This is a genomic window from Micromonospora sp. NPDC049836 (genome assembly GCF_044465125.1).
Taxonomy (GTDB): Bacteria; Actinomycetota; Actinomycetes; order Mycobacteriales; family Micromonosporaceae; genus Micromonospora.
The window spans coordinates 202,681-224,191 of the sequence record NZ_JBITLH010000004.1 but is presented as its reverse complement, the minus strand read 5'-3'; the positions used below and the strand labels follow the sequence as shown (position 1 = coordinate 224,191).

Below are 21,511 nucleotides of genomic sequence, written 5' to 3'. Positions count from 1 at the left end.
TCCAGGGGTGCCGGGCGCCGTCGTCTGCGCCGCCGCGCGCCGGTCACTTCTCGAACGCGTCCTTCACGTCGCGGCCGGCGCCCTTGACGTTCTCCCCGGCCTGCCGGGCGCGCGCCGTGCTCTGCTCGTTGGCACCCTCGGCCCGCAACCGTTCGTTGTCGGTCACGTCGCCGATCCGCTGCTTGGCGGCGCCGCTCAGCTCCTGGGCCTTGTTCTTCGCCTTGTCGGTGAAGCTCATCGGATTCCCCTCGCTGCCGGTACGCCGGGCCAGCCGGCCCGGTCCCCCTGTCGCGTCCCCGCCGGCTCGGTGCCGAAACCCGGTTGGTTTCGGTGACCGGCCGCACTACCCGTAAGGCATCCTAGGATACTAGGGGAAGTGTGGGAGCGGAGTGGCTGGTTAACTGGGCGGCATGGGAGAGATCCTGCTGATCCGCCACGGTGAGACCGCCTGGAGCGCCAGCCGGCGGCACACCTCGTACACCGATCTGGAGCTCACCCCCCACGGCGAACGACAGGCCCGCGCGCTCGCCACGGCACTGGCCGGACGCGACCTGGCCCGGGTGCTGGCCAGCCCCCGCCGGCGCGCGCTGCGCACCGCGGACCTCGCCGGCCTGCGCATCGACGCCACCGATGAGGACCTCGCCGAGTGGAACTACGGCGACTACGAGGGACGCACCACCGCGGACATCCACCAGACCGACCCGGGGTGGAACATCTGGACCGACGGCTGCCCCGGCGGTGAGTCACCGGCGCAGGTCGGTGAGCGCCTCGACCGGGTGCTCGCCCGGATCACTCCCCTGCTCGACGCCGGCACCGTCGCCCTGGTCGGGCACGCGCACAGCCTGCGGGTGCTCGGCGCCCGCTGGATCGGGCTGCCACCGGCCGCCGGCGGGCTGCTGCGGCTGGACACCGCCACCCTGAGCCTGCTCGGTCACGAGCACGGCCGGCGGGTCATCCTGCGCTGGAACCAGCCGGTTCCGCAGCCCCCCGCAGCCGCCCCCGACCGGGCTGCTCGGCACTGATCCGGGGCGGCCGGTTCTCGTACGGCGTGGAGAGCACCACGGTCGTGCGGGTCGTGACGTTGGCGGCCGTACGGATCTCCTGCAGCAGCCGCTCCAGGTCCGTCGGGCCGGCCACCCGCACCAGCAGCAGGTAGAAATCCTCCCCCGCCACCGAGTAGCACGAGTCGATCTCCGGCAGGTGGGCCAGCCGCTCCGGCGCGTCGTCCGGCTGCGACGGGTCGAAGGGGCGGATCGCCACGAACGCGGTCAACGGCAGGTCCAGCGCCTCGAACGACACCCGCGCGGCGTACCCCTTGATCACCCCGCGCTGCTCCAGCCGGCGGACCCGCTGGTGCACGGCCGACACCGACAGCCCCACCCGCTCGGCGAGGTCGGTGTACGACAGCCGACCGTCACCGGTCAGCGCGGCGACGATGGCCCGGTCGATCTCCTCCACGCGCTGCAACCTACCGGAGCGCGGCCCGGTGCGCCGCACCCGGCCCGCGGGCCGGGACGGCCACACCGGCCGCGCCGGCCGCCTCCAGGCGGGCAGGGCCGGGACCGGCCACACCGGCCCCCTCAGGGCCGGCGGCCGGCCTCACGTCTCGGGCTCGGCGCGCCGCCGGTCGCCGTGATGCTCGACGAGGCGGGTCAGCAGGTCGACCAGTCTCCGCCGGTCGGCGGCGGGCAGCGGGGCGAGGAACTCCTCTTGGGCGTCGGCGACCAGCCGGTCGAGGTCGGTGAGCCGGCTGCGGCCCGCCGCCGTGATGCTGACGATGTTGCGTCGCCGGTCCGCCGGATCGGGGGCGCGCTCGAGCAGCCGCCGGTCGGCGAGTTCGTTGACGGTCGCCACCATGTCGCTGCGGTCGATGCCGGTGCGCCGGCCCAGCGCGGCCTGGCTGGCCGGCCCGAACTCCGCCAAGGCGGCGAGCAGCGCGTAGTGGTAGCGCCGGACGCCGGCCGCGGCGAGGGTGCGGTCCACGATCCGGTTGGCGCTCAGCGCGGCCTGGTTGGTCAGCCTGCTCGGCAGCGCCCGCAACCGCCGCGGCGTCCCCTCTGCGGTCTCCACGGCAGTCAATCTAGCAACTCGTTGGCCCCGCCCACGATCATCGACGCCGGCGGCCCGCTCACCCCCTGCCGAGCGCCCGGGAGATGACCAGCCGCTGGATCTGGTTGGTGCCCTCCACGATCTGCAGCACCTTCGCCTCCCGCATGTACCGCTCGACCGGGTGGTCGGCGACGTAGCCGGCGCCGCCGAGCACCTGCACCGCGTCGGTGGTCACCCGCATCGCCATGTCGGTGGCGAACAGCTTCGCCTTCGCCGCCTCGATCGAGTACGGCCGGCCGGCGTCGCGCAGCCGCGCGGCGGCCAGGGTCAGCGCGCGGGCCGCGGAGATCTGGGTGGCGTGGTCGGCGAGGTTGAAGCCGAGCCCCTGGAACTCGATGATCGCCCGGCCGAACTGCTGCCGCTGCCCGGCGTAGTCGACGGCGTAGTCGAGGGCGGCCTGGGCCAGGCCGACCGCGCAGGCGGCGATGCCGAGCCGGCCGGAGTCCAGCGCGGACATGGCGATCCGGAAACCGGCCCCGTCCCCGCCGATCAGCCGCTCGGCGGGCACCCGGGCGTCGTCGAAGGCGATCTGCGCGATCGGGGAGGCGCGCAGCCCCATGGTCCGCTCGGCGGCCTGCGGGACGATGCCGGGCGTGTTCCGGTCGGCGAGCAGGCAGGAGATGCCCTTCGGGCCGGGGCCGCCGGTACGGCAGAAGATGTTGTAGAAGTCGGCGACCCGGGCGTGCGTGATCCACGCCTTGGTGCCGGTCACCACGTAGTCCTCGCCGTCGCGAACCGCCTTCGTGGTCAGCGCCGCCGCGTCGGAGCCGCCCTGCGGCTCGGAGAGGCAGTACGCCCCGAGCAGCTCGCCGCCGATCATGTCGGGCAGCAGCTTGCGCTGCTCGTCGGTGCCGAACCGGGCGACCGGGTGGCAGGACAGGGTGTGCACGCTGACCGCCTCGGCGACGGCGAGCCAGCGGCTGGCGAGGATCTCCAGCACCTGCAGGTAGACCTCGTACGGCTGGGCGGCCCCGCCGTACTCCTCGGGGTAGGGCAGCCCGAGCAGGCCGGAGCGGCCCAGGGTGCGCAGCACCTCGCGGGGGAACTCGCCGCGCTCCTCGAAGTCGGCGGCCCGCGGGGCCAGCTCGCGGTCGGCGAGCTCGGTGGCGAGGTCCAGCAGGTCGCGGGCCTCGTCGGTGGGCAGGATCCGGTCGACGTTCATAGCGCGATGAGCTCCGTGGGGGTGGTGTTGAGCCGTTGCCCGCCGTCCGTCGTGCAGACGACGATGTCCTCGATCCGGGCGCCGTGCCGCCCGGCGAGATAGATCCCGGGTTCGACCGAGAAGGCCATGCCGGCCTCCAGGGGTCGGCGGTTGCCGGCCACCACGTACGGCTCCTCGTGGGTGTCGAGGCCGATGCCGTGGCCGGTGCGGTGCAGGAAGGCGTCGCCGTAGCCGGCGGCGGTGATCACCTGGCGGGCGGCCGCGTCGACCGCCTCGGCGGTGATCCCGGGCCGGACCGCGGCCACCGCCGCGCGCTGGGCCTCGTACAGCACCGCGTAGTAGTCGGTGAACTCGGCCGGCGCCGGCCGACCGGCGACATAGGTGCGGGTGCAGTCGGAGCGGTAGCCGGACGGCATGGTGCCGCCGATGTCGACGACGACCGGCTCCCCGGCCCGGATCGGCCGGTCGGAGGTGCCGTGGTGCGGGCTGGCGCCGTGGGGGCCCGCGGCGACGATGACGAAGTCCACGGTGACGTGGCCGGCCGCCCGGATCGCGGCGGCGACGTCGGCGGCCACCTGCGCCTCGGTGCGGCCCGGGCGTAGCCACCGCCCCATCGCGGCGTGCACGGCGTCGATCGCGGCGCCGGCCTCGGCCAGCGCGGCCACCTCGGCCGGGGACTTGCGCATCCGCAGCTCGCGCAGCACCTCGGAGGCGAGGCGCTGGGTGGCCTCGGGCAGCGCGGCGCGCAGCGCGAGGACCTGCGCGGCCCACATCCGGTCGGCGAGCCCGACCGCGGCCACCGGCCCGGGCAGCGCGGCCCGGACCAGCGGGTACGGGTCGGTGCCGTCGGCGTGGTCGACCAGGCGCACCGCCGCGACGCCCGGGGCGGCCTCGGCGGCCGGCCGCTCCAGGGTCGGCACGATCAGGGTGGGTTCGCCCTCGGCGGGGAGCACGAGGCAGGTCAGCCGCTCCCCCGCGTGGGCGTCGTAGCCGGTCAGGTAGCGCAGGTCGGAACCGGGGCTGAGCAGCAGCGCGTCCAGGCCCGCCGCGGCGGTGGCGCGCTGCGCGGCGGTCAGCCGCGCGGTCGGGTACAGCTCGTCGAGTCCCACCCCCAGAGCTTAACGGTCGTTTGGGTCGGTACGGGAGCCGGTAAGCCGACTGGCGCGACCTCGTGACGGCGCGGAGGGCCGGCCCTGCCGCTTCGGAACCCGCCAGGGCCCGCCGGCAGCCCGGCGCGACGGCCGGCCCCGCGCCCGAGCCCGGCGGGGTCGGCCGGCAGGCCGGCGCGACGGCCGCCCCCTGTGCCCAGCCCGCCGCCGCTAGGCTCGGCCTGACACGGTTCTGGCGGAGGGAGCGGAATGGACGGCACCGGGCGGATCGGCCGGTTGATGACCATGCGGGCCCAGCCCGGGCGCGGGAGCGAACTCGCCGACGCGCTGCTGCGGGTGGCCGAAGGGCTGCGCGGCTTTCCCGGCTGCGAGCTCTATCTGGTCAGCCAGGACCGGTCGGCGTCCGACACGGTGCGGGTGACCGAGGTGTGGGCCGACGAGGCCGCCGCACAGGCGGCGCTGGCCGCGCCCGCCGCCGACCCGACCGGCCCGAGCGTCGCCGACGTGCTGGCGATGCTGGCCGGGCCGCCCGAGCGGGTGGACGTCGTCCCCCTCGGCGGGGTCGGCGCGGCCGACACCGGGCGATGACGGCGGAGCCGCCCGAGCTGATCGTCCCCGACGCGCAGGCATGGCGGGACTGGCTCGCCGCCCACCACACCGATCCGGTCGGGGTCTGGCTGGTGCTGGCCAAGCGGGGCACCACCAGCCCCACCCGGCTCGGCTACGACGAGGCGCTCGACGAGGCACTCTGCCACGGCTGGATCGACGGCCAGGTCCGCCGCCGCGACGAGGCCACCTACCGGCAGCGGTTCACCCCGCGCCGCCCGCGCAGCCCCTGGTCGGCGCGGAACGTCGGCATCGTGGCGCGGCTGACCGCGCAGGACCGGATGCACCCGGCCGGCCTGGCCGAGGTGGAGCGGGCCCGGGCCGACGGTCGCTGGGACGCCGCGTACGCCGGGCAGGCCAGCTCAGAACCCCCGGCGGACCTGCTGGCCGCGCTGGCCGCCGAGCCCCGGGCCCAACGGATGTACGACCTGCTCACCTCCCGGAACCGCTTCGCGGTGATCTACCGGATCGACAGCGCCAAACGGGCCGACACCCGTCGCCGGCGGATCGCCGAGTTCGTCGCCATGCTGGCTCGCGGTGAAACCCCGTACCCGCAGCGGCGCACCCTGGACGGCGACGCCGGGGAGTCCTAGGCGACGGGCGACCGCGCCGGACGTGGCCGTGCCCGCGCCCGCCGCCGGCCACCGCGCACGGCAGGCCACCGGCTGCGGCGGGCCACCGGCCGCGGCGGGCCGCCGGCCGCGACGGGCCACGGCCGGCGGTCAGCAGCCGGTCAACCGGTCCGCCTCGGGCTTGCTCAGCCCGGACGCCTGGAGCAGCTCGTTCACCACGATGAAGAGCTGCGAGGCGACGATCAGGCCGGAGAAACCGAGCCCCCGGGCCCGGGCCCGGCGTGCCTCGTCGGCCGCGTGCAGCGCCCGGGTCCGGGCGATCGCCGGATCCCGGCCGGCCAGGAAGTCCCGGTGCAGCAGGCGCAGCGACTGCCCGAAGGTCTCGATCGCGGCCGGCAGCTCGGGCGGGACCGGTTCCCGGGTGTCGAGCAGCGCGACCGCCCGGCGGACCATGTTGCGGCTGTTGGTGAAGGCCAGCTCCAGGTGGCCGGCGGCGTGCTGGTAGCGGCGCAGCTGGGAGCGGCTGCGCCGCCGCCAGGGGGACAGCGACGCCACCTCCGCCGCCGCCGCGACGATCTCGGTGGTCTGTCTTCGCTCCGCCTCGGCGGCCCGGAGGCGTTCCAGCGCCGCGTCGGCCTGCCCGCCGTCGCCAGCGGCGAGGGCCTGCGCGGTGCGGGTCAGCTGGTCGGCGAAGAGGTCGAGGGTGGGGCCGGCCGCGCGGTGCACCACCCGCACCGGGTTCAGCGGCAGCAGCAGCAGCGCCACCACCACGGCCACCCCGCCGCCGACCAGCGCGTTCGCGGTACGCGGCACGGCGAGGTCCGGCGCGTTCGGCTCGACCGTGCCGAGCAGGACGGCCGTGCTGCCGGCCTGCACCATCACCGCCCCGCTGCCCCGGAACGCCACCGCCGCCGAGATGGCCAGCGCGACGACCAGCCCGGTCTGCACCGGCCCGTTGCCGATCACCTGGATGATCAGGTCACCGATGAGCACGCCGACGATCACCCCGGCGAGCAGCTCGGCGGTGCGGCGGACCCGGTTGCCGATGGCCGCGGCGATGGTGCCGACCGCGGCGGCGGGCGCGAACAGCGGCTGCGGGTTGTGCAGCAGGGTGTTGGCGACATACCAGGACAGCCCGGCCGCCACCCCGGCCTGGAGGGCCACGATGAAGTACCGGCGCAGCCGCTCGTACGCCTCCCGCAGCTGCCGCTCGGCGGCGGCCGCGGCACGGCTCACGGCACCACCGGGTGGTCCGGGCGGCACCGGCGCGGCGGCTCGGGCGCGGTCACGCCCACCTCTACCCACCCACCGGACGGGTAGTCCCGTCTCCGCCCGTCGGCCGCGGCCGGTGCCGGATCCGCGCCGGCACCGGCACCGGCGCCGGCACCGGCACCGGCCGGAGGGTCAGGCGGCGGCCTCGGCGCGCAGGTCGTCCTCGGACGCGCCGCGCCGCCAGTAGCCGGCGAAGGTGACCCGGCGGCGGTCCAGGCCGCGCTCGCCGACCAGGTGCCGGCGCGCGGCGCGCACCATGCCGGCCTCCCCGGCCAGCCAGGCGTACGGGGTGGCGCCGGGCAGCCGGGTGGCGCGCAGCGGGTCGGGCAGCAGCGTCCCGGCGGGGGCGGTGGTGCCGCGGACCAGCCAGGTCACCTCGGCGCGCGCCGCGGTGGGCAGCGGCTGGATGTCGCCGGGAGCGGGCACCTCGACGAGCGCGCGGACCGGGGTGCCGGCGGGCAGCCAGTCCAGGATGCCGCCGACCGCCGGCAGCGCCGTCTCGTCGGCGACCAGGAGCACCCCGTCGGTGCCGGCCGGCGGCTGGAAGCGGACGCTGCGCTCGTCCGGCACGGCCGGGCCGAGGATCAGCACCGGGTCGCCCGCGCCGGCCCGTCCGGCCCAGCGGGTGGCCGGGCCGGTGTCGCCGTGCCGGACGAAGTCGATGTCCAGCTCGCCGCGCTCGGGCCGCTGCGCCCGGATGGTGTACGAGCGCATCACCGCCCGCACCCGCGGGTCCAGGGCACGCCAGGCCCGGTGCCAGTCGTCCCCGGCCTCGACCGGCACGACCGGGGCGGCCTGCCCGGGGTGCGGCAGGAACAGCGAGACGCTCTGGTCCCGGCCGCCGCCGGCGAAGTCGACCAGGTCCTCGCCGCCGAAGGTGACCCGGACCAGCGACGCGCCGACCGGGCGGGCGGCGCGTACCCGGGCGGCGTAGAACCGGTACCGCAGCGCGACGGCCGTGCTCACGAGCTGACCTTCTTCGCCCCGCGGATGGCGGCGGCCAGGTTCTCCAGCAGCGGAACGGCGCCGGCGTACGAGAAGCGGGGCACCGCGTCCCACGGGGTGACCTGGTTGGCCTTGACCGCCGGCAGTTGCGCCCAGGTCGGCTTCGCGGCCAGGTCCTTGGGCTGCAGCGCGGTGGGGCGGTTGTCGAGCAGGATCAGGTCGGCCGGGAACTTGCCGGTGTTCTCCCAGCTCAGCGCCTCGAAGTAGTCCCCCTGCTCGAGCTTGGTGGGCAGCACCAGGTCGACGCCGAGTTCGGCGAAGTACATCAGGTCGGTGCTGACCTTCGGGTTGGAGACGTAGAACAGGTCGGGGCTGCCGGAGGCGGCCATCACCTTGATCCCGGGGTTGGCCTTGACGGCCGCCCGGACGGCGTCGGCGGCCGCGGTGAAGCGCGCCTTCGCGTCGGTGACCTTCTTGGCGGACAGGTCGGCGCCGAGCGAGCGGGCGAGTTCGGCGTACCGCTCGATCGGTCGGGTCATCGGCACCCGGGCGGTGGTGATGGCGACGCTCGGCGCGAGCGGCAGGATCTTGGTCTTGCTCTCGTCCGGCACGTACCAGAGCGCACCCGGGTCGTACATGTGGGTGACCAGCAGGTCGGGGCGCAGCCCGGCGTACTTCTCCAGGTTGAACTCGCCCCAGGCGTTGCCGAGGATCTCGACGCTCTCCACGTCGAGGTCGCCGGCCTGCGGCTCCTTGCCGCCGTCGGCCTTCCTGGTCTCGCCGAAGACGCCGACGATCTGCTTGTCCACCCCGAAGTCGACCAGCGCGGCGGCCACCCCGGTGAAGGCGACGATCCGCGACGGCCGGCTGGCGGCCTCGACCTTTTCCGGGCGGTCGTCGGTGAAGGACCAGGGGCCGCCGGTGGCGGCGGTGCCGGTGGCGGTGTCGCCGTCGCCACCGCAGCCGGCGAGCAGGGCGGCGAGGCCGGCGGCGCCGCCGGCGGCGAGCAGGCCACGGCGGGTGAGGCGGCGGCCGGACAGGGTCTCGGGCATGGTGTCGTCTTTCGGTACGGGTCGGATGACCATGGACAGCGGGCTTAGGTTAACCTAACCTAACTTTCTGTCAAGCCTGTTCACCGCCCCGGAGCCCACCCTGTCCGTCATCGCACCCACCCCACCCGCCGCCGTCGCCGGCCCGGCGTCCCGGCGTCGCCGCCGGCGCGGCGCCGGCCTGCTGCTGGGCCTGCTCCTGCTCGGCGCGGTCGCGGTGCTCAGCGTCGCCGTCGGCGCGAAACCGCTCAGCCTCACCGAGGTGTGGCAGGGCCTCACCGACCCGACCGCCGTCGACTACGCCGTGGTGCACCGGATGCGGCTGCCCCGCACCCTGCTCGGCCTCGCCGCCGGGGCCGCCCTCGGCGTGGCCGGCGCCGCCATGCAGGTGCTCACCCGCAATCCGCTGGCCGACCCGGGCCTGCTCGGCATCAACGCCGGCGCCTCCGCCGCGGTGGCCACCGCCACCGTCCTGTTCGGCGTCACCGCCCTGGACCACCAGGTGTGGTACGCGCTGCTCGGCTCCGCCCTGGTCACCGTCGCCGTGCAGGCCGTCGGCGGCGGGCGGCAGGCCACCCCGGCCCGGATGGCCCTCGCCGGCGCGGCGCTCAACGCCGCCCTCTACTCCTACGTCAGCGCCGTGATGCTGCTGGACAGCACCTCGCTGGAACGGCTGCGGTTCTGGACCGTCGGCTCGCTGGCCGGCGCGCGCACCGACACCGTGCCGGCCCTGCTCCCCTTCATCCTGGCCGGCCTGCTGCTCGCCCTGGCCACCGCCCGCCCGCTGGGCGCCCTCGCCCTCGGCGACGACCCGGCCCGGGCCCTCGGCGCCCGCCCCGGCCTGGTCCGGGCCGCGGTCGTCGCGGCGGTCACCCTGCTCTGCGGGGCGGCCACCGCCGCCTGCGGCCCGATCGTCTTCGTCGGGTTGCTCGCCCCGCACCTGGTACGCGCGTTCACCGGCCCGGACCCGCGCCGGCTGCTGCCCTGGTGCGCGATCTTCGCCCCGGTGCTGCTGCTCACCGCCGACGTGGCCGGGCGGCTGCTGGGCCGCCCGGGCGAACTCCAGGTCGGCCTGGTCACCGCGGTGCTCGGCGGGCCGCTCTTCCTGTACCTGGTGCGGCGCGGACGGGTGGCCCGCCCGTGATCGTGCTGCGCCTGCCCGGCGGGCTGTCGCTGCGCCTGCACCCCCGGGCGCTCGCCGTCGGCACCGCCGGCGCCCTGCTCGCCCTGGCCCTCGGCGTGCTCGCCGTCGGCGCCGGCGACCACCCGATCGCCCCGGGCGACGTGCTGCGGGTGCTGGCCGGCGGCGGCAGCCCGGCCGACCGGTTCATCGTCACCGAACTGCGGCTGCCCCGGCTGGTCACCGCCCTCGCCGCCGGCGCCGCGCTCGGCCTGGCCGGCGCGGTCTTCCAGTCGCTGACCCGCAACCCGCTGGGCAGCCCGGACGTGCTCGGGGTCACCTCCGGCGCGGCCACCGGCGCGCTGGTCGTGGTGGTGCTCGGCGGCAGCAGCGCCGCCCTGGCCGGCGCGGCGGCGGCCGGCGGCGTGGCCACCGGGGCGCTGCTGTACGCCCTGGCCGGGCGCTCCGGGGTGGGCGGTCACCGGCTGGTCCTGGTGGGCATCGGGGTGACCGCCATCCTCACCGGCGTCAACGGCTGGCTGCTCACCCGCGCCCCGCTGATGGACGCGGCGCGGGCCACCCTCTGGATCACCGGCAGCCTGGACGGCCGCGGCTGGGCCAACGCCCTGCCGGTGCTCGGCGCGCTGGCCGTGCTGGTGCCGGTCGTGCTGCTGGCCCGGGCACCGGCGCTGCGGCTGCTGGAGATGGGCGACGACAGCGCCGCGGCGCTGGGCGTGCCGGTCCGCCGGGTCCGCGCCGCCGCCCTCGGCGCCGCGGTGCTGCTGGTCTCGCTGGCCGCGGCGGCCGCCGGCCCGGTGTCGTTCCTCGCGCTGACCGCCCCGCACCTGGCCCGCCGGCTCACCCGCGCCCCGGGCCCCAACCTGCTGCCGGCGGCCGCGCTCGGCGCCGCGCTGCTGGTCGCCGCCGACCAGGTCGCCCAGCACGCGGTCGCCGGACACCAACTGCCCGTCGGTGTGGTCACCGGGGTGCTCGGCGGCGGCTACCTGGCCTGGCTGCTCGCCGGCGAACGCGGAGGCCGGCGATGACCGGCCCGGATCGGAAGGACATCCCCCGGATGGGACCGGACAGCCGGCTGGTCGGCACGGCGCTGACCCTCGCGTACGACCGGCGCATCGTCGCCGAGGACCTCACCGTGGCCGTGCCGGACGGCTCGTTCACCGTGATCATCGGCCCGAACGCGTGCGGCAAGTCGACGCTGCTGCGGGCGCTGGCCCGGCTGCTGCGGCCCACCCGCGGCACGGTGCTGCTCGACGGCGCCGACATCCACCGCCGGCCGGCCCGCCAGGTCGCCCGTACCCTCGGGCTCCTGCCCCAGTCGGCGGTCGCGCCGGACGGCCTCACCGTGGCCGAGCTGGTTGCCCGCGGCCGCTACCCGCACCAGGGCCTGCTGCGCCAGTGGTCCCGCGAGGACGAGCGGGTGGTCGCCGGGGCGATGGCCGACACCGGCGTCGCCGAGCTGGCCGACCGCCCGGTCGACGAACTCTCCGGCGGGCAACGGCAGCGGGTCTGGATCGCCATGGCGCTGGCCCAGCAGACCCCGCTGCTGCTGCTCGACGAGCCCACCACCTACCTGGACATCGCCCACCAGGTGGAGGTGCTGGACCTGTGCGCCCGGCTGCACGAGGAGCAGGGCCGCACCCTGGTCGCCGTGCTGCACGACCTGCACCAGGCGGCCCGCTACGCCACCCATCTGGTGGCGATGCGCGACGGGCGGGTGGTCGCCGCCGGCGATCCGCGCCGGATCGTCACCGCCGAGCTGGTGCGGGAGGTCTTCGGGCTGCCCTGCCGGGTCATCGAGGACCCGGAGACCGGCGCCCCGCTGGTGGTGCCGGCCGCCCGCCGGGCCACGCCCGCGGCCGGCTGAGGCCGGTCAGAACCGGGTACGGGGCAGCCAGCCCAGGAACCGCTCGCGGGCCTGGGCCAGCGACAGCGCCGGCAGGTCCTGCACCGCGGCGACCAGGCACGCGCCGAGGTAGACCGCCAGGCCGGCGCTCGCCCCGCCGAACTCCACCAGCAACTGGCTCTGCTTGGTCGGGCAGGGCCAGGCGGCGCCGCACCCGGTGCAGAACCATCCCGGCGGGGTGGGCAGGTGCTCGGGGGGACGGGGGGCCGTGTACCGGCGGGCGGCGGCGTTGCCCGCCGGCCGGCCGGTCGTCACCCGGCGCCCGTTGCGGGCCGGGCCGGCCGGGTGCAGCCGTCCTCGCACGGTGCCGAGCAGCGCGCCGACCCGGATCAACGCGTCCGCGCCCACCCGGTGCGGCAGCAACGCGCTGAGCAGGTGATGGCCGAGCGCGTCGAAGGCGTCCCGGCTGAGCTGGCTCTGCCGGCAGAGCAGCAGCAGTCGTTCGGGCACCGGTGCCACGTCGGCCACGAGTGCCTCGGCGAGCAGCTCGCGCAGGCACGACTCCCACGCCGGTGTTCGCTCCGCCACCCGGCCGCGCAGCCGGTCGTCCCGTGTCGCCCGCCGCACGGCCTCGCTCGCCGCCGCGCTCCCGATCTGCCGGGCGGTCCTGGTGTCCACCGCGGTCCCCCTCCCCACGCCGTCGACCCGTTGCCGTCCGGCGACCGGACTCGGCAACCCGTTCCCGCATGATTCACCGCGCCGCCGACGCGATCTAGTACCTGACACGCGGACCATTAGTCCAAATGCGAACCAACTCCGGAACTGGCTGTGTAATCAGTCAGTCACGAATACAATCCACGTCGACGCTATTCCCAGCAATGGGATTCGCTCGCCACCACCAACCGTCCCAGCGCCCTCAAGACACCGGCACCCGGAGGCGGAGTGAGGACCCTGGCACCGGCCACCCACCAGTTCGACAGCCGAGACCCCGACGACATCCACCAGCATCTCGCCACCACGTACGGCACCCGGCTACGCCTGCGCGCCCGCGACGGCGACTACCGGCTCACCCACCGGCGCACCGACCTCGGCCCGGTCCGCCTCGACGACCTCAGCCAGTCCACCGACCTGGCGGTGGGCATCGACGGCCTCGACACCCTGGTCGTCTGCGAACCGCTCACCGGCGAGGTCAACCGGACCTGCGACGGCGAGGCGGTCCGCTACCTGCCCGGCGACGTGCACGTGGTGACCCGGCCGCACCAGCCGTGCACAGTGGACTGGCAGCCCGGCCGGGTGGCCCTCTGCGTCCTCGACCTCGCCCTGCTCGCCGAGGTCAGCGGCGAGGACGGAACCGCCGACGCGCTGCGCACCGCCGGCCTCGGCGCGGTCCCGCCGGACCTGGCCCGGCACTGGCGGACCACCACCGCCTACGTCCGCCGGGCCCTGCTGTCCGAACCGGACGCCCTGGGCAGCCCGCTGGTGATCGGCGCCACCGCCCGGCTGCTGGCCGCCTCGGCACTGGCCCTCTGCGGCGCCATCCCGCCCTCGACCACCCGGCGGGACACCGCCGACGCCGGCGGCGCCACCCTCCGCCGCGCCATCGGCTACCTGGAGGAGCACGCCCACCTGGACGTCAGCGTCGCCCAGGTGGCCGCGGCGGCCCGGGTCTCACCGCGCGCCCTGCAACTGGCCTTCCGTCGGCACCTGGACACCACCCCGATGGCCTACCTGCGGGACATCCGGCTGCGGCGCGCCCACCGGGAGCTGCAGGTCGCCGACCCCGGCCGGGAGACCGTGGCCGGCATCGCCCTCCGCTGGGGCTTCCTCAGCCACAGCCGGTTCACCGCCCGCTACCGGGCCACCTTCGGCGTCGCCCCGCGCCGCACCCTCTACGGCTGACCGGGCCGGGCTAGCCCCGACCGAGCGCGAACTCGTGCCGGGTGTGCCAGGAGTCGGGTGCCGCCGTGCCGGAGATGAGCCGGACCGCCTCGACGGTGGCGCGGATCGGCAGCCGGCCGGCGACCGCCTCGGCGGCCTCGGCCAGGACCGGCTTCGGGGCGTCGTGGCCGATGGTCAGGTGCGGCACGACCTCGGCATGGGCGCCGCCATAGGGCGCCGCCTCCGGGAACCGCCGCCACACGGCCGCGGTGAGCTGACGAAACGCGTCGTCCGGGTCCGGCGCGAGCCAGACGACCGTGTCACCGAACCACTTCACCTCCGCGAAGGACACCGCGAACCGCGGGGTGGCCGCGCAGATCCGGCCCAGATCGGCGATCACCTCGTCGGTGATCCGATCCGGGGGCAGGAACGGGTAGAGCACGGTCACGTGCGCGGGCACTCCCCAGCCGGCCGCCGTGTCGAGGGCGGACCGGAAGCGGCCCACCGCCGGCTCGGCCTCGGGGACGGTGACGATCAGGGCGGTCTCGGTGGGTTCCATGGCCACAGCTTCCGATCATCGTCGGGGACCGTCCAGCGGGTTTCGTGACCGGCCACCCCACCCGTACGGCATCCTAGGAGGCTGGACCACCAGGGTGGAGCCGATTGGACGCGAATCAGACTCGTGGTCGGGCCGGGGCGACTAGCGTCGGAACGGTGGGCGATCAGCACGGGGTGATCGAGGCCCTCAAGACGGATCCGGCCCTCGCGGACCTGCGCGGCTCGCTGGAGCGGTACTACGGCGACCCGGCCCGCGACGCCGCGCTGGACGCCTTCTACGCCCCCCTCATCCGCCCCGGCGACCTGGTCTTCGACGTCGGCGCGCACGTCGGCGACCGGCTCGGCAGCTTCCGCCGGCTCGGCGCCCGGGTGGTGGCCGTCGAACCGCAGCCGCTCTGCGCCCGGGCGCTGCGCGCCCTCTACGGCGCCGACGCGGCGGTCACCGTGGTCGAGGCCGCCTGCGGGGCCCGCCCGGAGCGGCTCCGGCTGCACCTCAACTCCGCCAATCCCACGGTCTCCACGGCGTCGGCCCGGTTCGTCCGGGCCGCGGCCGCAGCGCCCGGCTGGGAGCGCGAGACCTGGGACGACCAGATCGAGGTCGCCGCCACCACGCTGGACGAGCTGATCACCGCGCACGGCGTGCCGGCCTTCGTGAAGATCGACGTGGAGGGCTTCGAGGACGCCGTGCTGGCCGGGCTGAGCCGCCCGCTGCCGGCGCTGTCGTTCGAGTTCACCACCATCGCCCGGGAGCTGGCCGGGCGGTGCCTGGACCGGCTCACCGCGCTCGGCTTCACCCGGTTCAACCTCGCCCTCGGTGACGAGATGCGGCTCGCCCTGCCGGGCTGGCGGCCGGCGCCCGAGGTGGCCGCACATCTGGCCGCCCTGCCGCACGAGGCGAACTCGGGCGACGTCTACTGCCGCACCGCGTCCCGGTGACCCCGTTCGGTCGCCGGGAGCGTCGTTCCAGGTCAGCGCCGCCGCCGACGGAGCCACCGTCCACAGGGGTCGCGAGGTCGATCATGGGCCTTTTTTAGCGTTTTGAATTTAGCCGTGTTTCGTTACCGGCTCGTTATTGACGTGACCGCACCCACTTGGGTTGACTGCGTGGAACCGGTTCCGCAACCGGTTACGAGAGCGCTCTCACTTGCCGCCCCTGCGACCCGGGAAGGTCACCGTGCCGATCACCATCGCCGATGTCGCCACCCGGGCGGGGGTGAGCAAGACGACCGTCTCGCGGGTGCTCAACGGCAAGGGCGAGGTGCACGTCCGCACCGCCGACCGGGTCCGGGCCGTGATCAGCGACCTCGGGTACGTGCCGAGCGCCCGCGCCGTCGGCCTGGCCCGGGGCCGCACCCGGGTGGTCGGCATGCTGGTGCCCGCGCTCACCTGGCCCTGGATGGGCGAGGTGCTGCAGGGCGCCGCCGACGTGGTCGAGTCCGAGGGGTACGGGCTGCTGCTGTTCACCTGCACCCACGGCGACGAGTCGATGCGCCGGTTCGCCTCCCAGGTCTCCGCGAAGTCCTTCGACGGGCTGCTGGTCGTCGAGCCGGAGGGCACCCTCGACTACATCACCGAGCTGCACGAACGCGGCCTGCCGGTGATCCTCATCGACGACCGCGGCCACCAGCCGGGCTTCCCCTCGGTGCGGACCACCAACACCGCCGGCGCCCGGGCCGCGGCGAACCACCTGCTGGCGCTGGGCCGGCGCCGGCCGCTCGTGGTGACCGGGCTGCGCCGCTTCGGCTGCACCCGGGAACGGCTGGCCGGCTTCGCGGAGGGCTACGCCGACGCCGGCCTGCCCATCGACCCCGACCTGGTCGTGGAGGGCGACTTCACCTTCGAGTGCGGCCGGGCGGCGGTGGAACGGCTGCTGGCCGGCGGCGTGCCGTTCGACGCCGTGTTCGCCCACAACGACCTCTCCGCCGCCGGCGCGCTCCAGGCGCTGCGCGACGCCGGCCGGCGCGTCCCCGACGACGTGGCCGTCGTCGGCTTCGACGACCTGCCGCTGGCCGGGCACACGCACCCGCCGTTGAGCTCGGTGCGCCAGCCGTTGCGGGAGATGGGAGCCGTCGCCGCCCGTACCCTCATCGCCCACCTCGCCGGCCGGCCGCTGCCCCACGCGCCGACCGTCATCCCCACCAGCTTCACCGTCCGCGCCTCGACCGGCATCACCTGACCCCACACCGATCGCTCCACCACCCACACCGGCGGGCAACACCGCCGCCGGTGGTAACACCGCACACCCTCCATCCACCACATCCCGCTCGAGGACACGCGGGACCACCGAGGGAGACCTCCATGAGAAGAAGGCAGTTCCTCGCCGTGGCGCTGGCCGGCGCCCTGGCCACCGGGGTCGTCGCCTGCGGCGACAGCCCGAACGCCACCAACAAGAAGAGCGGCCCGGCGGCCACGGTGCTCAACATCGGCATGCCGAACGGCCCGCAGGCGGAGAACAACAACCCGTTCCTCACCACCTCGGCCGCCGCCTCGCTGGGCTACCGCTGGCAGATCTTCGAGCCGCTGATGATGTGGAACCCGGTCAAGCCGGCCGAGCCGTTCAAGCCGTGGCTGGCCACCAAGGCCGAGTGGTCGGCCGACTACACCTCGGTGAAGGTCACCATCCGCGACAACGCCACCTGGTCCGACGGCCAGAAGCTCACCGCCGAGGACGTCGCGTTCACCTACAACCTGGTCAAGAAGTACCCCGCCCTCAACGACCAGGGCGTGCCCTACACCGACGCGACCGCCAGCGGCAACGAGGTCACCATCAAGATGGCCAGCCCGCAGTTCGTCAACCAGCAGAAGGTGCTGTGGCGGGTGCCGATCGTGCCCAAGCACATCTGGGAGAAGATCAGCGACCCGACCACCGACGCCGTCAAGGCGCCGGTCGGCAGCGGCCCGTACACGCTGAAGTCGTTCACCCCGGCCAGCATGACCCTGGCCGTGCGGGACAGCGGCTACTGGCAGGAGCTGCCGAAGGTCAAGGAGCTGCGCTACACCTCCTACACCGACAACAGCGCGCAGACCACGGCGCTGGCCAACGGCGAGTCGGAGTGGAGCTTCGTCTTCATCCCCAACTACCAGGCCGTCTTCGTCGCCAAGGACCAGCAGCACCACAAGGTCTGGGCGCCGGCCATCCTGGGCATCCACGGCCTCTACCTGAACACCACGAAGAAGCCGTTCGACGACCCGACCCTGCGGCGCGCCATGAACATGGTCATCGACCGCGAGGACATCTTCACCACCGCCGAGGCCGGCTACTTCCACCCGCTGGTCAAGAGCGTGACCGGCCTGCCCAGCCCGGCCGGTGACTCGTTCGTCGCGCCCGAGTTCAAGGGCCAGGAGCACAAGGTCGACGTGGACGGCGCCAAGGCGCTGCTCACCGGCGCCGGCTACAAGCTCGACGGCAACACCCTCAAGGACAAGACCGGCAAGGCCGTGACGATCAAGCTGACCGACCCGGCCGGCTGGTCCGACTACCAGACCAGCCTGGAGATCGTGAAGGACGGCCTGTCGAAGATCGGCATCGCCGCGACCGTCGACAAGGCCAACCAGGACGCCTGGTTCCGCAACGTCGAGCAGGGCAACTTCGAGGCGACCTTCCGGTGGACCGAGGGCGGCGCCACGCCGTACGACATCTACCGGACCATCATGGACGGCCGGCAGCTCAAGCCGATCGGCACCGCCTCCCCCGCCGGCAACTTCGGCCGCTTCAACAACAAGCAGGCGACCGACGCCCTCGTCGCGTACGCCAACGCCACCGACGACGCCGCGCGTACCGCCGCGATGAACACCCTGCAGAAGGTCTTCGTCGAGCAGATGCCGATGATCCCGGTCGGCGCGGACAACATCGGCGGCGCGTACAGCACGAAGAACTGGACCGGCTGGCCGGACGACGCGAACCCGTACGGCGCGATGCAGCCCACCCAGCCCAACGCGCTGGACGTGGTCCTGCACCTCAAGCCCGCCAACGGCTGACCAGTGACCGCCTCCCCGGCCGGCTCCGACCGGCCGGGGAGGCGCCTCCCGTTCGTGACACGGCAACCCCCAGACAGGAACTCGGCATGACGTTGAGCGAGAGCGCGGCGGCACCGGCCGGCGAGGTGGTGCTCGAGGCCGTCGGCCTGACCAAGCACTTCCCCGTCCGCAGACGGCTGCGTGACCTCTTGTCCCGGACGCCGGCGGTCGTCCACGCCGTCGACGACGTCTCGTTCGCGCTGCGGCGCGGCCAGGTGACGGCGCTGGTCGGGGAATCCGGCTCCGGCAAGTCCACGGTGGCCCGGCTGCTGGCCCAGATCTACCCGCGCACCGCCGGCGAGCTCCGCCTGCACGGCGCGCCGACCCGGGTGCGCGGCGGTCGCCGCTTCCGGGCGTACGTGCGGCAGGTCCAGTTGATCCTGCAGGACCCGTTCGCCTCGTTGAACCCGGTGCACACCGTCCGCTACCACCTCACCCGGTCGCTGCGGATCCACGGCAACGCCGGTCGCGGCGCCGAGGACCTGGAGAAGGCCCTCGCCGACCTGCTGGCCCGGGTCAGTCTCACCCCGGCCGAGCGCTACCTGGACGCCTTCCCGCACGAGCTCTCCGGTGGCCAGCGGCAGCGTGTCGCGATCGCCCGGGCGCTCGGCGCCGACCCCGAGGTGCTGCTCGCCGACGAGCCGGTCTCCATGCTCGACGTCTCGATCCGCCTCGGCGTGCTCAACCTGCTGCAGGATCTCAAGGACCGGCTCAACCTGGCGATCCTCTACATCACCCACGACATCGCCTCGGCCCGCTACTTCGCCGACGAGACGATCGTGATGTACGCCGGCCGGATGGTCGAGGGCGGCGACAGCGAGACCGTCACCCAGCACCCGGCCCACCCGTACACCCGGCTGCTCACCGAGTCGGCGCCGGATCCGGAGCGGCTCACCGGCGACAATGCCGGCGCCGACCGGGCCGCGCGGGCCGACCGCGGCCGGGGCGAGCCACCCAGCCTGATCACCCCGCCCGCCGGCTGCCGGTTCCACCCGCGCTGCCCGCACGCCATGCGGCGCTGCACCACCGACCTGCCGCCCCGGCTGACCATCGACGACCGGCCCGGGCACTGGGCGGCGTGCTGGCTCTACGACCCGGCCACCGTCGCCGCCGACGTCCCCGGCTCCGCCGCCCCCGACGCCGACCCGGCCGTGCCGCCGCCACCGGCGCTGGCCGATCGGGCCGACGACACCGCGCCCCTGGAGGAGGCACGATGAGGTTCCTCCTGCAGCGCACCGTCTTCTACCTGTTCACCGCCTGGGCGGCGATCACGCTCAACTTCTTCATCCCGCGGCTGGTCCCGGGCGACCCGGTGCAGTCCCTCATCACCCGCAACCAGGGCCGGATCAGCGCCGACGCCATCGAGTCCCTGCGGGTGCTGTTCGGGCTGGACCGCAACGACAGCATGTGGGAGCAGTACCTCGACTACTGGCGGCAGCTCCTGCACGGTGACCTCGGGCTGTCGTTCACCTTCTTCCCGGCGCCGGTGTCGACGGTGATCGGCGACAGCCTGCCGTGGACGGTCGGCCTGGTCGGCATCACCACCATCGTCAGCTTCCTGCTCGGCACCGCCCTCGGTGTCGGCGCCGGCTGGCGGCGCGGCTCGTGGATCGACGGGCTGCTGCCGGCCACCACGTTCCTCTCCTCGATCCCCTACTTCTGGCTGGGCCTGGTCGCCATCGCCGTGTTCGCCGGGCCGGGCAGCTTCTTCCCGTCCTCCGGCGGCTACGAGCCGGGCCTGGTGCCGGCGTTCGACCAGTACTTCATCCCGAGCGCGATCCAGCACAGCATCCTGCCCGCCGCCACCATCCTGGTCTCCTCGATGAGCGGCTGGATCCTGAGCATGCGCAACATGATGGTCACCGTCTCCTCCGAGGACTACATCACCGTCGCCCACGCCAAGGGCCTGTCGGAGCGCCGGGTGGCGCTCAGCTACGCGGCCCGCAACGCGCTGCTGCCGAACGTCTCGGGCTTCGCCCTGTCCCTCGGGTTCATCGTCGGCGGCACCCTGCTCGTGGAGATCGTCTTCTCCTACCCGGGCCTCGGCTACCAGCTCTTCCAGGCGGTCGGGTCCAAGGACTACCCGCTGATGCAGGGGATCTTCCTGATCATCACGATCTCGGTGCTGGTGGCGAACCTGCTCGCCGACGTGGCGTACCTGCTCCTCGACCCGCGGACCCGAAAGAGCTGAGCGATGACAATCTCCCCCTCGAGCATCGAGCAGGTCATCCCCGGCCAGGGGGCGATGGCCCAGCCCTCGGCCGCGCCGGGCCGGACGAGGCGTCGCCGGCTGCGGTTCGTGGCCAACGCCAAGGCCGCCACCGGGCTGGCCATCCTCGGCCTCTACTGCCTCTTCGCGGTCATCGGCCCCTGGGTGGCGCCGTACGACCCGGACGCGCGCAGCGCCGACGTGCTCCAGCCGCCGTCGGGGCGGCACTGGTTCGGCACCACCCACCTGGGGCAGGACATCTTCAGCCAGATCCTGGTCGGCACGCGCAGCGTCATGGTGGTCGGGCTGATCGCCGGCGTGCTGGCCACCGTCCTGTCCATCCTGATCGGCGTGACCGCCGGCTACCTCGGCGGGGTGACCGACGAGGGCCTGTCGGCCATGTCGAACGTCTTCCTGGTCATCCCGGCGCTGCCGCTGATCATCATCGTGACGTCGATTGTGGAGCAGGCCAGCGACACGCTGGTCGCGCTCATCATCGGGTTCACCTCGTGGGCGTGGGGCGCCCGGGTGCTGCGCGCCCAGACGCTGTCGCTGCGCCGCCGCGACTACGTCGAGGCGGCCCGGGCCACCGGCGAGCGGACCTGGCGGATCATCCTGTTCGAGATCCTGCCGAACCTCACCGCGATCATCGCCTCCGGCTTCGTCGGCACCGTCATCTTCGCGGTGATGTCGGAGATCACCCTGGCCTTCATCGGCATCTCGTCGATCTCCTCGTGGAACTGGGGCACCATCCTGTTCTGGGCGCAGGGCCAGCAGGCCCTGGCCCAGGGCGCCTGGTGGTGGTTCGTGCCGGCCGGGTTGGCCATCGCGGTGCTCGGCACCGCCCTCGCGCTGATCAACTTCGGCATCGACGAGTTCGTCAGCCCCCGGCTGCGCACCGGCGGCCGTACCCGGATCCGCACCGCCGACGGGCGCACCGTCCGGATGCGGGTCGGCTTCACCCCGGTCCTGGCCCCGAAGCCGGCCGTCCCGGCGCCCCGCGAGGCGGCGCCTCGGGTGGACGGCGCCCGGTGAGCGCGC

General features: G+C 74.5%; 23 protein-coding genes. 13 read left to right on the top strand and 10 right to left on the bottom strand.

From position 1 onward, the window contains the following. Positions 1-43: 43 nt before the first annotated feature. Entirely contained in the window at positions 44-238 is a 195-nt protein-coding gene (locus ACIBPB_RS12710) for a CsbD family protein (RefSeq protein WP_396839727.1), read from the bottom strand. 172 nt (positions 239-410) lie between these two features. Here ACIBPB_RS12710 and ACIBPB_RS12705 point away from each other — a divergent pair, with 172 nt between their 5' ends. Further along, positions 411-1,022: a histidine phosphatase family protein gene (locus ACIBPB_RS12705; protein WP_396839726.1), complete on the top strand. Its 612-nt coding sequence runs from the start codon at positions 411-413 to the stop codon at positions 1,020-1,022. On the opposite strand, the gene ACIBPB_RS12700 is transcribed toward ACIBPB_RS12705, so the two are convergent. From ACIBPB_RS12700 to ACIBPB_RS12685, 4 genes are all read right to left on the bottom strand, one after another. Beyond that, positions 952-1,458: an Lrp/AsnC family transcriptional regulator gene (locus ACIBPB_RS12700; protein ID WP_396839725.1), complete on the bottom strand. Its 507-nt coding sequence runs from the start codon at positions 1,456-1,458 to the stop codon at positions 952-954. The two genes, ACIBPB_RS12705 and ACIBPB_RS12700, sit on opposite strands and share 71 nt — an antisense overlap. Positions 1,459-1,599: 141 nt before the next feature. Continuing rightward, positions 1,600-2,070: a MarR family winged helix-turn-helix transcriptional regulator gene (locus ACIBPB_RS12695; protein ID WP_396839724.1), complete on the bottom strand. Its 471-nt coding sequence runs from the start codon at positions 2,068-2,070 to the stop codon at positions 1,600-1,602. Between the two features lie 58 nt (positions 2,071-2,128). Next, positions 2,129-3,271, bottom strand: a complete 1,143-nt coding sequence (locus tag ACIBPB_RS12690; RefSeq protein ID WP_396839723.1) for an acyl-CoA dehydrogenase family protein — start codon at positions 3,269-3,271, stop codon at positions 2,129-2,131. Further along, positions 3,268-4,386 carry a M24 family metallopeptidase gene (locus ACIBPB_RS12685; protein WP_396840094.1) on the bottom strand — a complete coding sequence of 373 codons (1,119 nt, stop codon included), beginning with the start codon at positions 4,384-4,386 and terminating at the stop codon, positions 3,268-3,270. The genes ACIBPB_RS12690 and ACIBPB_RS12685 overlap by 4 nt, the downstream gene beginning before the upstream one ends. Positions 4,387-4,629: 243 nt before the next feature. Here ACIBPB_RS12685 and ACIBPB_RS12680 point away from each other — a divergent pair, with 243 nt between their 5' ends. Both ACIBPB_RS12680 and ACIBPB_RS12675 read left to right on the top strand, forming a co-directional pair. Then, on the top strand, positions 4,630-4,968 hold the full coding sequence (locus ACIBPB_RS12680; RefSeq protein WP_396839722.1) for an antibiotic biosynthesis monooxygenase family protein: 339 nt from the start codon (positions 4,630-4,632) through the stop codon (positions 4,966-4,968). Then, positions 4,965-5,579 (top strand): YdeI family protein, encoded by a 615-nt coding sequence (locus ACIBPB_RS12675; protein WP_396839721.1) that lies wholly within the window; start codon positions 4,965-4,967, stop codon positions 5,577-5,579. The genes ACIBPB_RS12680 and ACIBPB_RS12675 overlap by 4 nt, the downstream gene beginning before the upstream one ends. Positions 5,580-5,708: 129 nt before the next feature. On the opposite strand, the gene ACIBPB_RS12670 is transcribed toward ACIBPB_RS12675, so the two are convergent. From ACIBPB_RS12670 to ACIBPB_RS12660, 3 genes are all read right to left on the bottom strand, one after another. Next, positions 5,709-6,794 carry an aromatic acid exporter family protein gene (locus tag ACIBPB_RS12670; RefSeq protein WP_396839719.1) on the bottom strand — a complete coding sequence of 362 codons (1,086 nt, stop codon included), beginning with the start codon at positions 6,792-6,794 and terminating at the stop codon, positions 5,709-5,711. 168 nt (positions 6,795-6,962) lie between these two features. Further along, positions 6,963-7,796, bottom strand: coding sequence for a siderophore-interacting protein (locus ACIBPB_RS12665; protein WP_396839718.1), 834 nt, complete (start codon positions 7,794-7,796; stop codon positions 6,963-6,965). Further along, the gene (locus ACIBPB_RS12660; protein WP_396839717.1) at positions 7,793-8,827 is read right to left on the bottom strand and encodes an ABC transporter substrate-binding protein; all 1,035 of its coding nucleotides are present in this window, start codon (positions 8,825-8,827) and stop codon (positions 7,793-7,795) included. The genes ACIBPB_RS12665 and ACIBPB_RS12660 overlap by 4 nt, the downstream gene beginning before the upstream one ends. 67 nt (positions 8,828-8,894) lie before the next feature. Here ACIBPB_RS12660 and ACIBPB_RS12655 point away from each other — a divergent pair, with 67 nt between their 5' ends. Genes ACIBPB_RS12655 through ACIBPB_RS12645 form a run of 3 tightly spaced genes read left to right on the top strand, consistent with a single transcriptional unit; the run spans position 8,895 to position 11,829 of the window. Then, the gene (locus ACIBPB_RS12655) at positions 8,895-9,968 is read left to right on the top strand and encodes a FecCD family ABC transporter permease (RefSeq protein WP_396840093.1); all 1,074 of its coding nucleotides are present in this window, start codon (positions 8,895-8,897) and stop codon (positions 9,966-9,968) included. Further along, complete coding sequence (locus tag ACIBPB_RS12650) at positions 9,965-10,990, top strand: FecCD family ABC transporter permease (protein ID WP_396839716.1); 1,026 nt, start codon at positions 9,965-9,967, stop codon at positions 10,988-10,990. Before ACIBPB_RS12655 ends, ACIBPB_RS12650 begins: the two co-directional genes overlap by 4 nt. 29 nt (positions 10,991-11,019) lie before the next feature. Then, positions 11,020-11,829, top strand: coding sequence for an ABC transporter ATP-binding protein (locus ACIBPB_RS12645; RefSeq protein WP_396840092.1), 810 nt, complete (start codon positions 11,020-11,022; stop codon positions 11,827-11,829). A gap of 6 nt (positions 11,830-11,835) precedes the next feature. Here the strand turns inward: ACIBPB_RS12645 and ACIBPB_RS12640 are convergent, their stop codons facing one another. Further along, positions 11,836-12,486 (bottom strand): hypothetical protein, encoded by a 651-nt coding sequence (locus tag ACIBPB_RS12640; RefSeq protein ID WP_396839715.1) that lies wholly within the window; start codon positions 12,484-12,486, stop codon positions 11,836-11,838. A gap of 264 nt (positions 12,487-12,750) precedes the next feature. Between ACIBPB_RS12640 and ACIBPB_RS12635 the strand changes: the two genes are divergently transcribed. Next, the gene (locus ACIBPB_RS12635) at positions 12,751-13,707 is read left to right on the top strand and encodes an AraC family transcriptional regulator (protein WP_396839714.1); all 957 of its coding nucleotides are present in this window, start codon (positions 12,751-12,753) and stop codon (positions 13,705-13,707) included. 10 nt (positions 13,708-13,717) lie between these two features. Here the strand turns inward: ACIBPB_RS12635 and ACIBPB_RS12630 are convergent, their stop codons facing one another. Beyond that, the gene (locus ACIBPB_RS12630; RefSeq protein WP_396839713.1) at positions 13,718-14,245 is read right to left on the bottom strand and encodes a 2'-5' RNA ligase family protein; all 528 of its coding nucleotides are present in this window, start codon (positions 14,243-14,245) and stop codon (positions 13,718-13,720) included. A gap of 155 nt (positions 14,246-14,400) precedes the next feature. Here ACIBPB_RS12630 and ACIBPB_RS12625 point away from each other — a divergent pair, with 155 nt between their 5' ends. From ACIBPB_RS12625 to ACIBPB_RS12600, 6 genes are all read left to right on the top strand, one after another. Further along, entirely contained in the window at positions 14,401-15,180 is a 780-nt protein-coding gene (locus ACIBPB_RS12625; protein WP_396839712.1) for an FkbM family methyltransferase, read from the top strand. A gap of 238 nt (positions 15,181-15,418) precedes the next feature. Continuing rightward, positions 15,419-16,420 (top strand): LacI family DNA-binding transcriptional regulator, encoded by a 1,002-nt coding sequence (locus tag ACIBPB_RS12620; RefSeq protein ID WP_396839711.1) that lies wholly within the window; start codon positions 15,419-15,421, stop codon positions 16,418-16,420. Between the two features lie 122 nt (positions 16,421-16,542). Then, the gene (locus ACIBPB_RS12615; RefSeq protein ID WP_357328566.1) at positions 16,543-18,222 is read left to right on the top strand and encodes an ABC transporter substrate-binding protein; all 1,680 of its coding nucleotides are present in this window, start codon (positions 16,543-16,545) and stop codon (positions 18,220-18,222) included. Positions 18,223-18,308: 86 nt separating this feature from the next. Further along, positions 18,309-19,478, top strand: a complete 1,170-nt coding sequence (locus ACIBPB_RS12610; RefSeq protein ID WP_396839710.1) for an ABC transporter ATP-binding protein — start codon at positions 18,309-18,311, stop codon at positions 19,476-19,478. After that, complete coding sequence (locus ACIBPB_RS12605; protein ID WP_396839709.1) at positions 19,475-20,452, top strand: ABC transporter permease; 978 nt, start codon at positions 19,475-19,477, stop codon at positions 20,450-20,452. The genes ACIBPB_RS12610 and ACIBPB_RS12605 overlap by 4 nt, the downstream gene beginning before the upstream one ends. A gap of 3 nt (positions 20,453-20,455) precedes the next feature. Further along, on the top strand, positions 20,456-21,505 hold the full coding sequence (locus ACIBPB_RS12600) for an ABC transporter permease (RefSeq protein WP_396839708.1): 1,050 nt from the start codon (positions 20,456-20,458) through the stop codon (positions 21,503-21,505). The last annotated feature ends 6 nt before the right edge of the window (positions 21,506-21,511 follow it).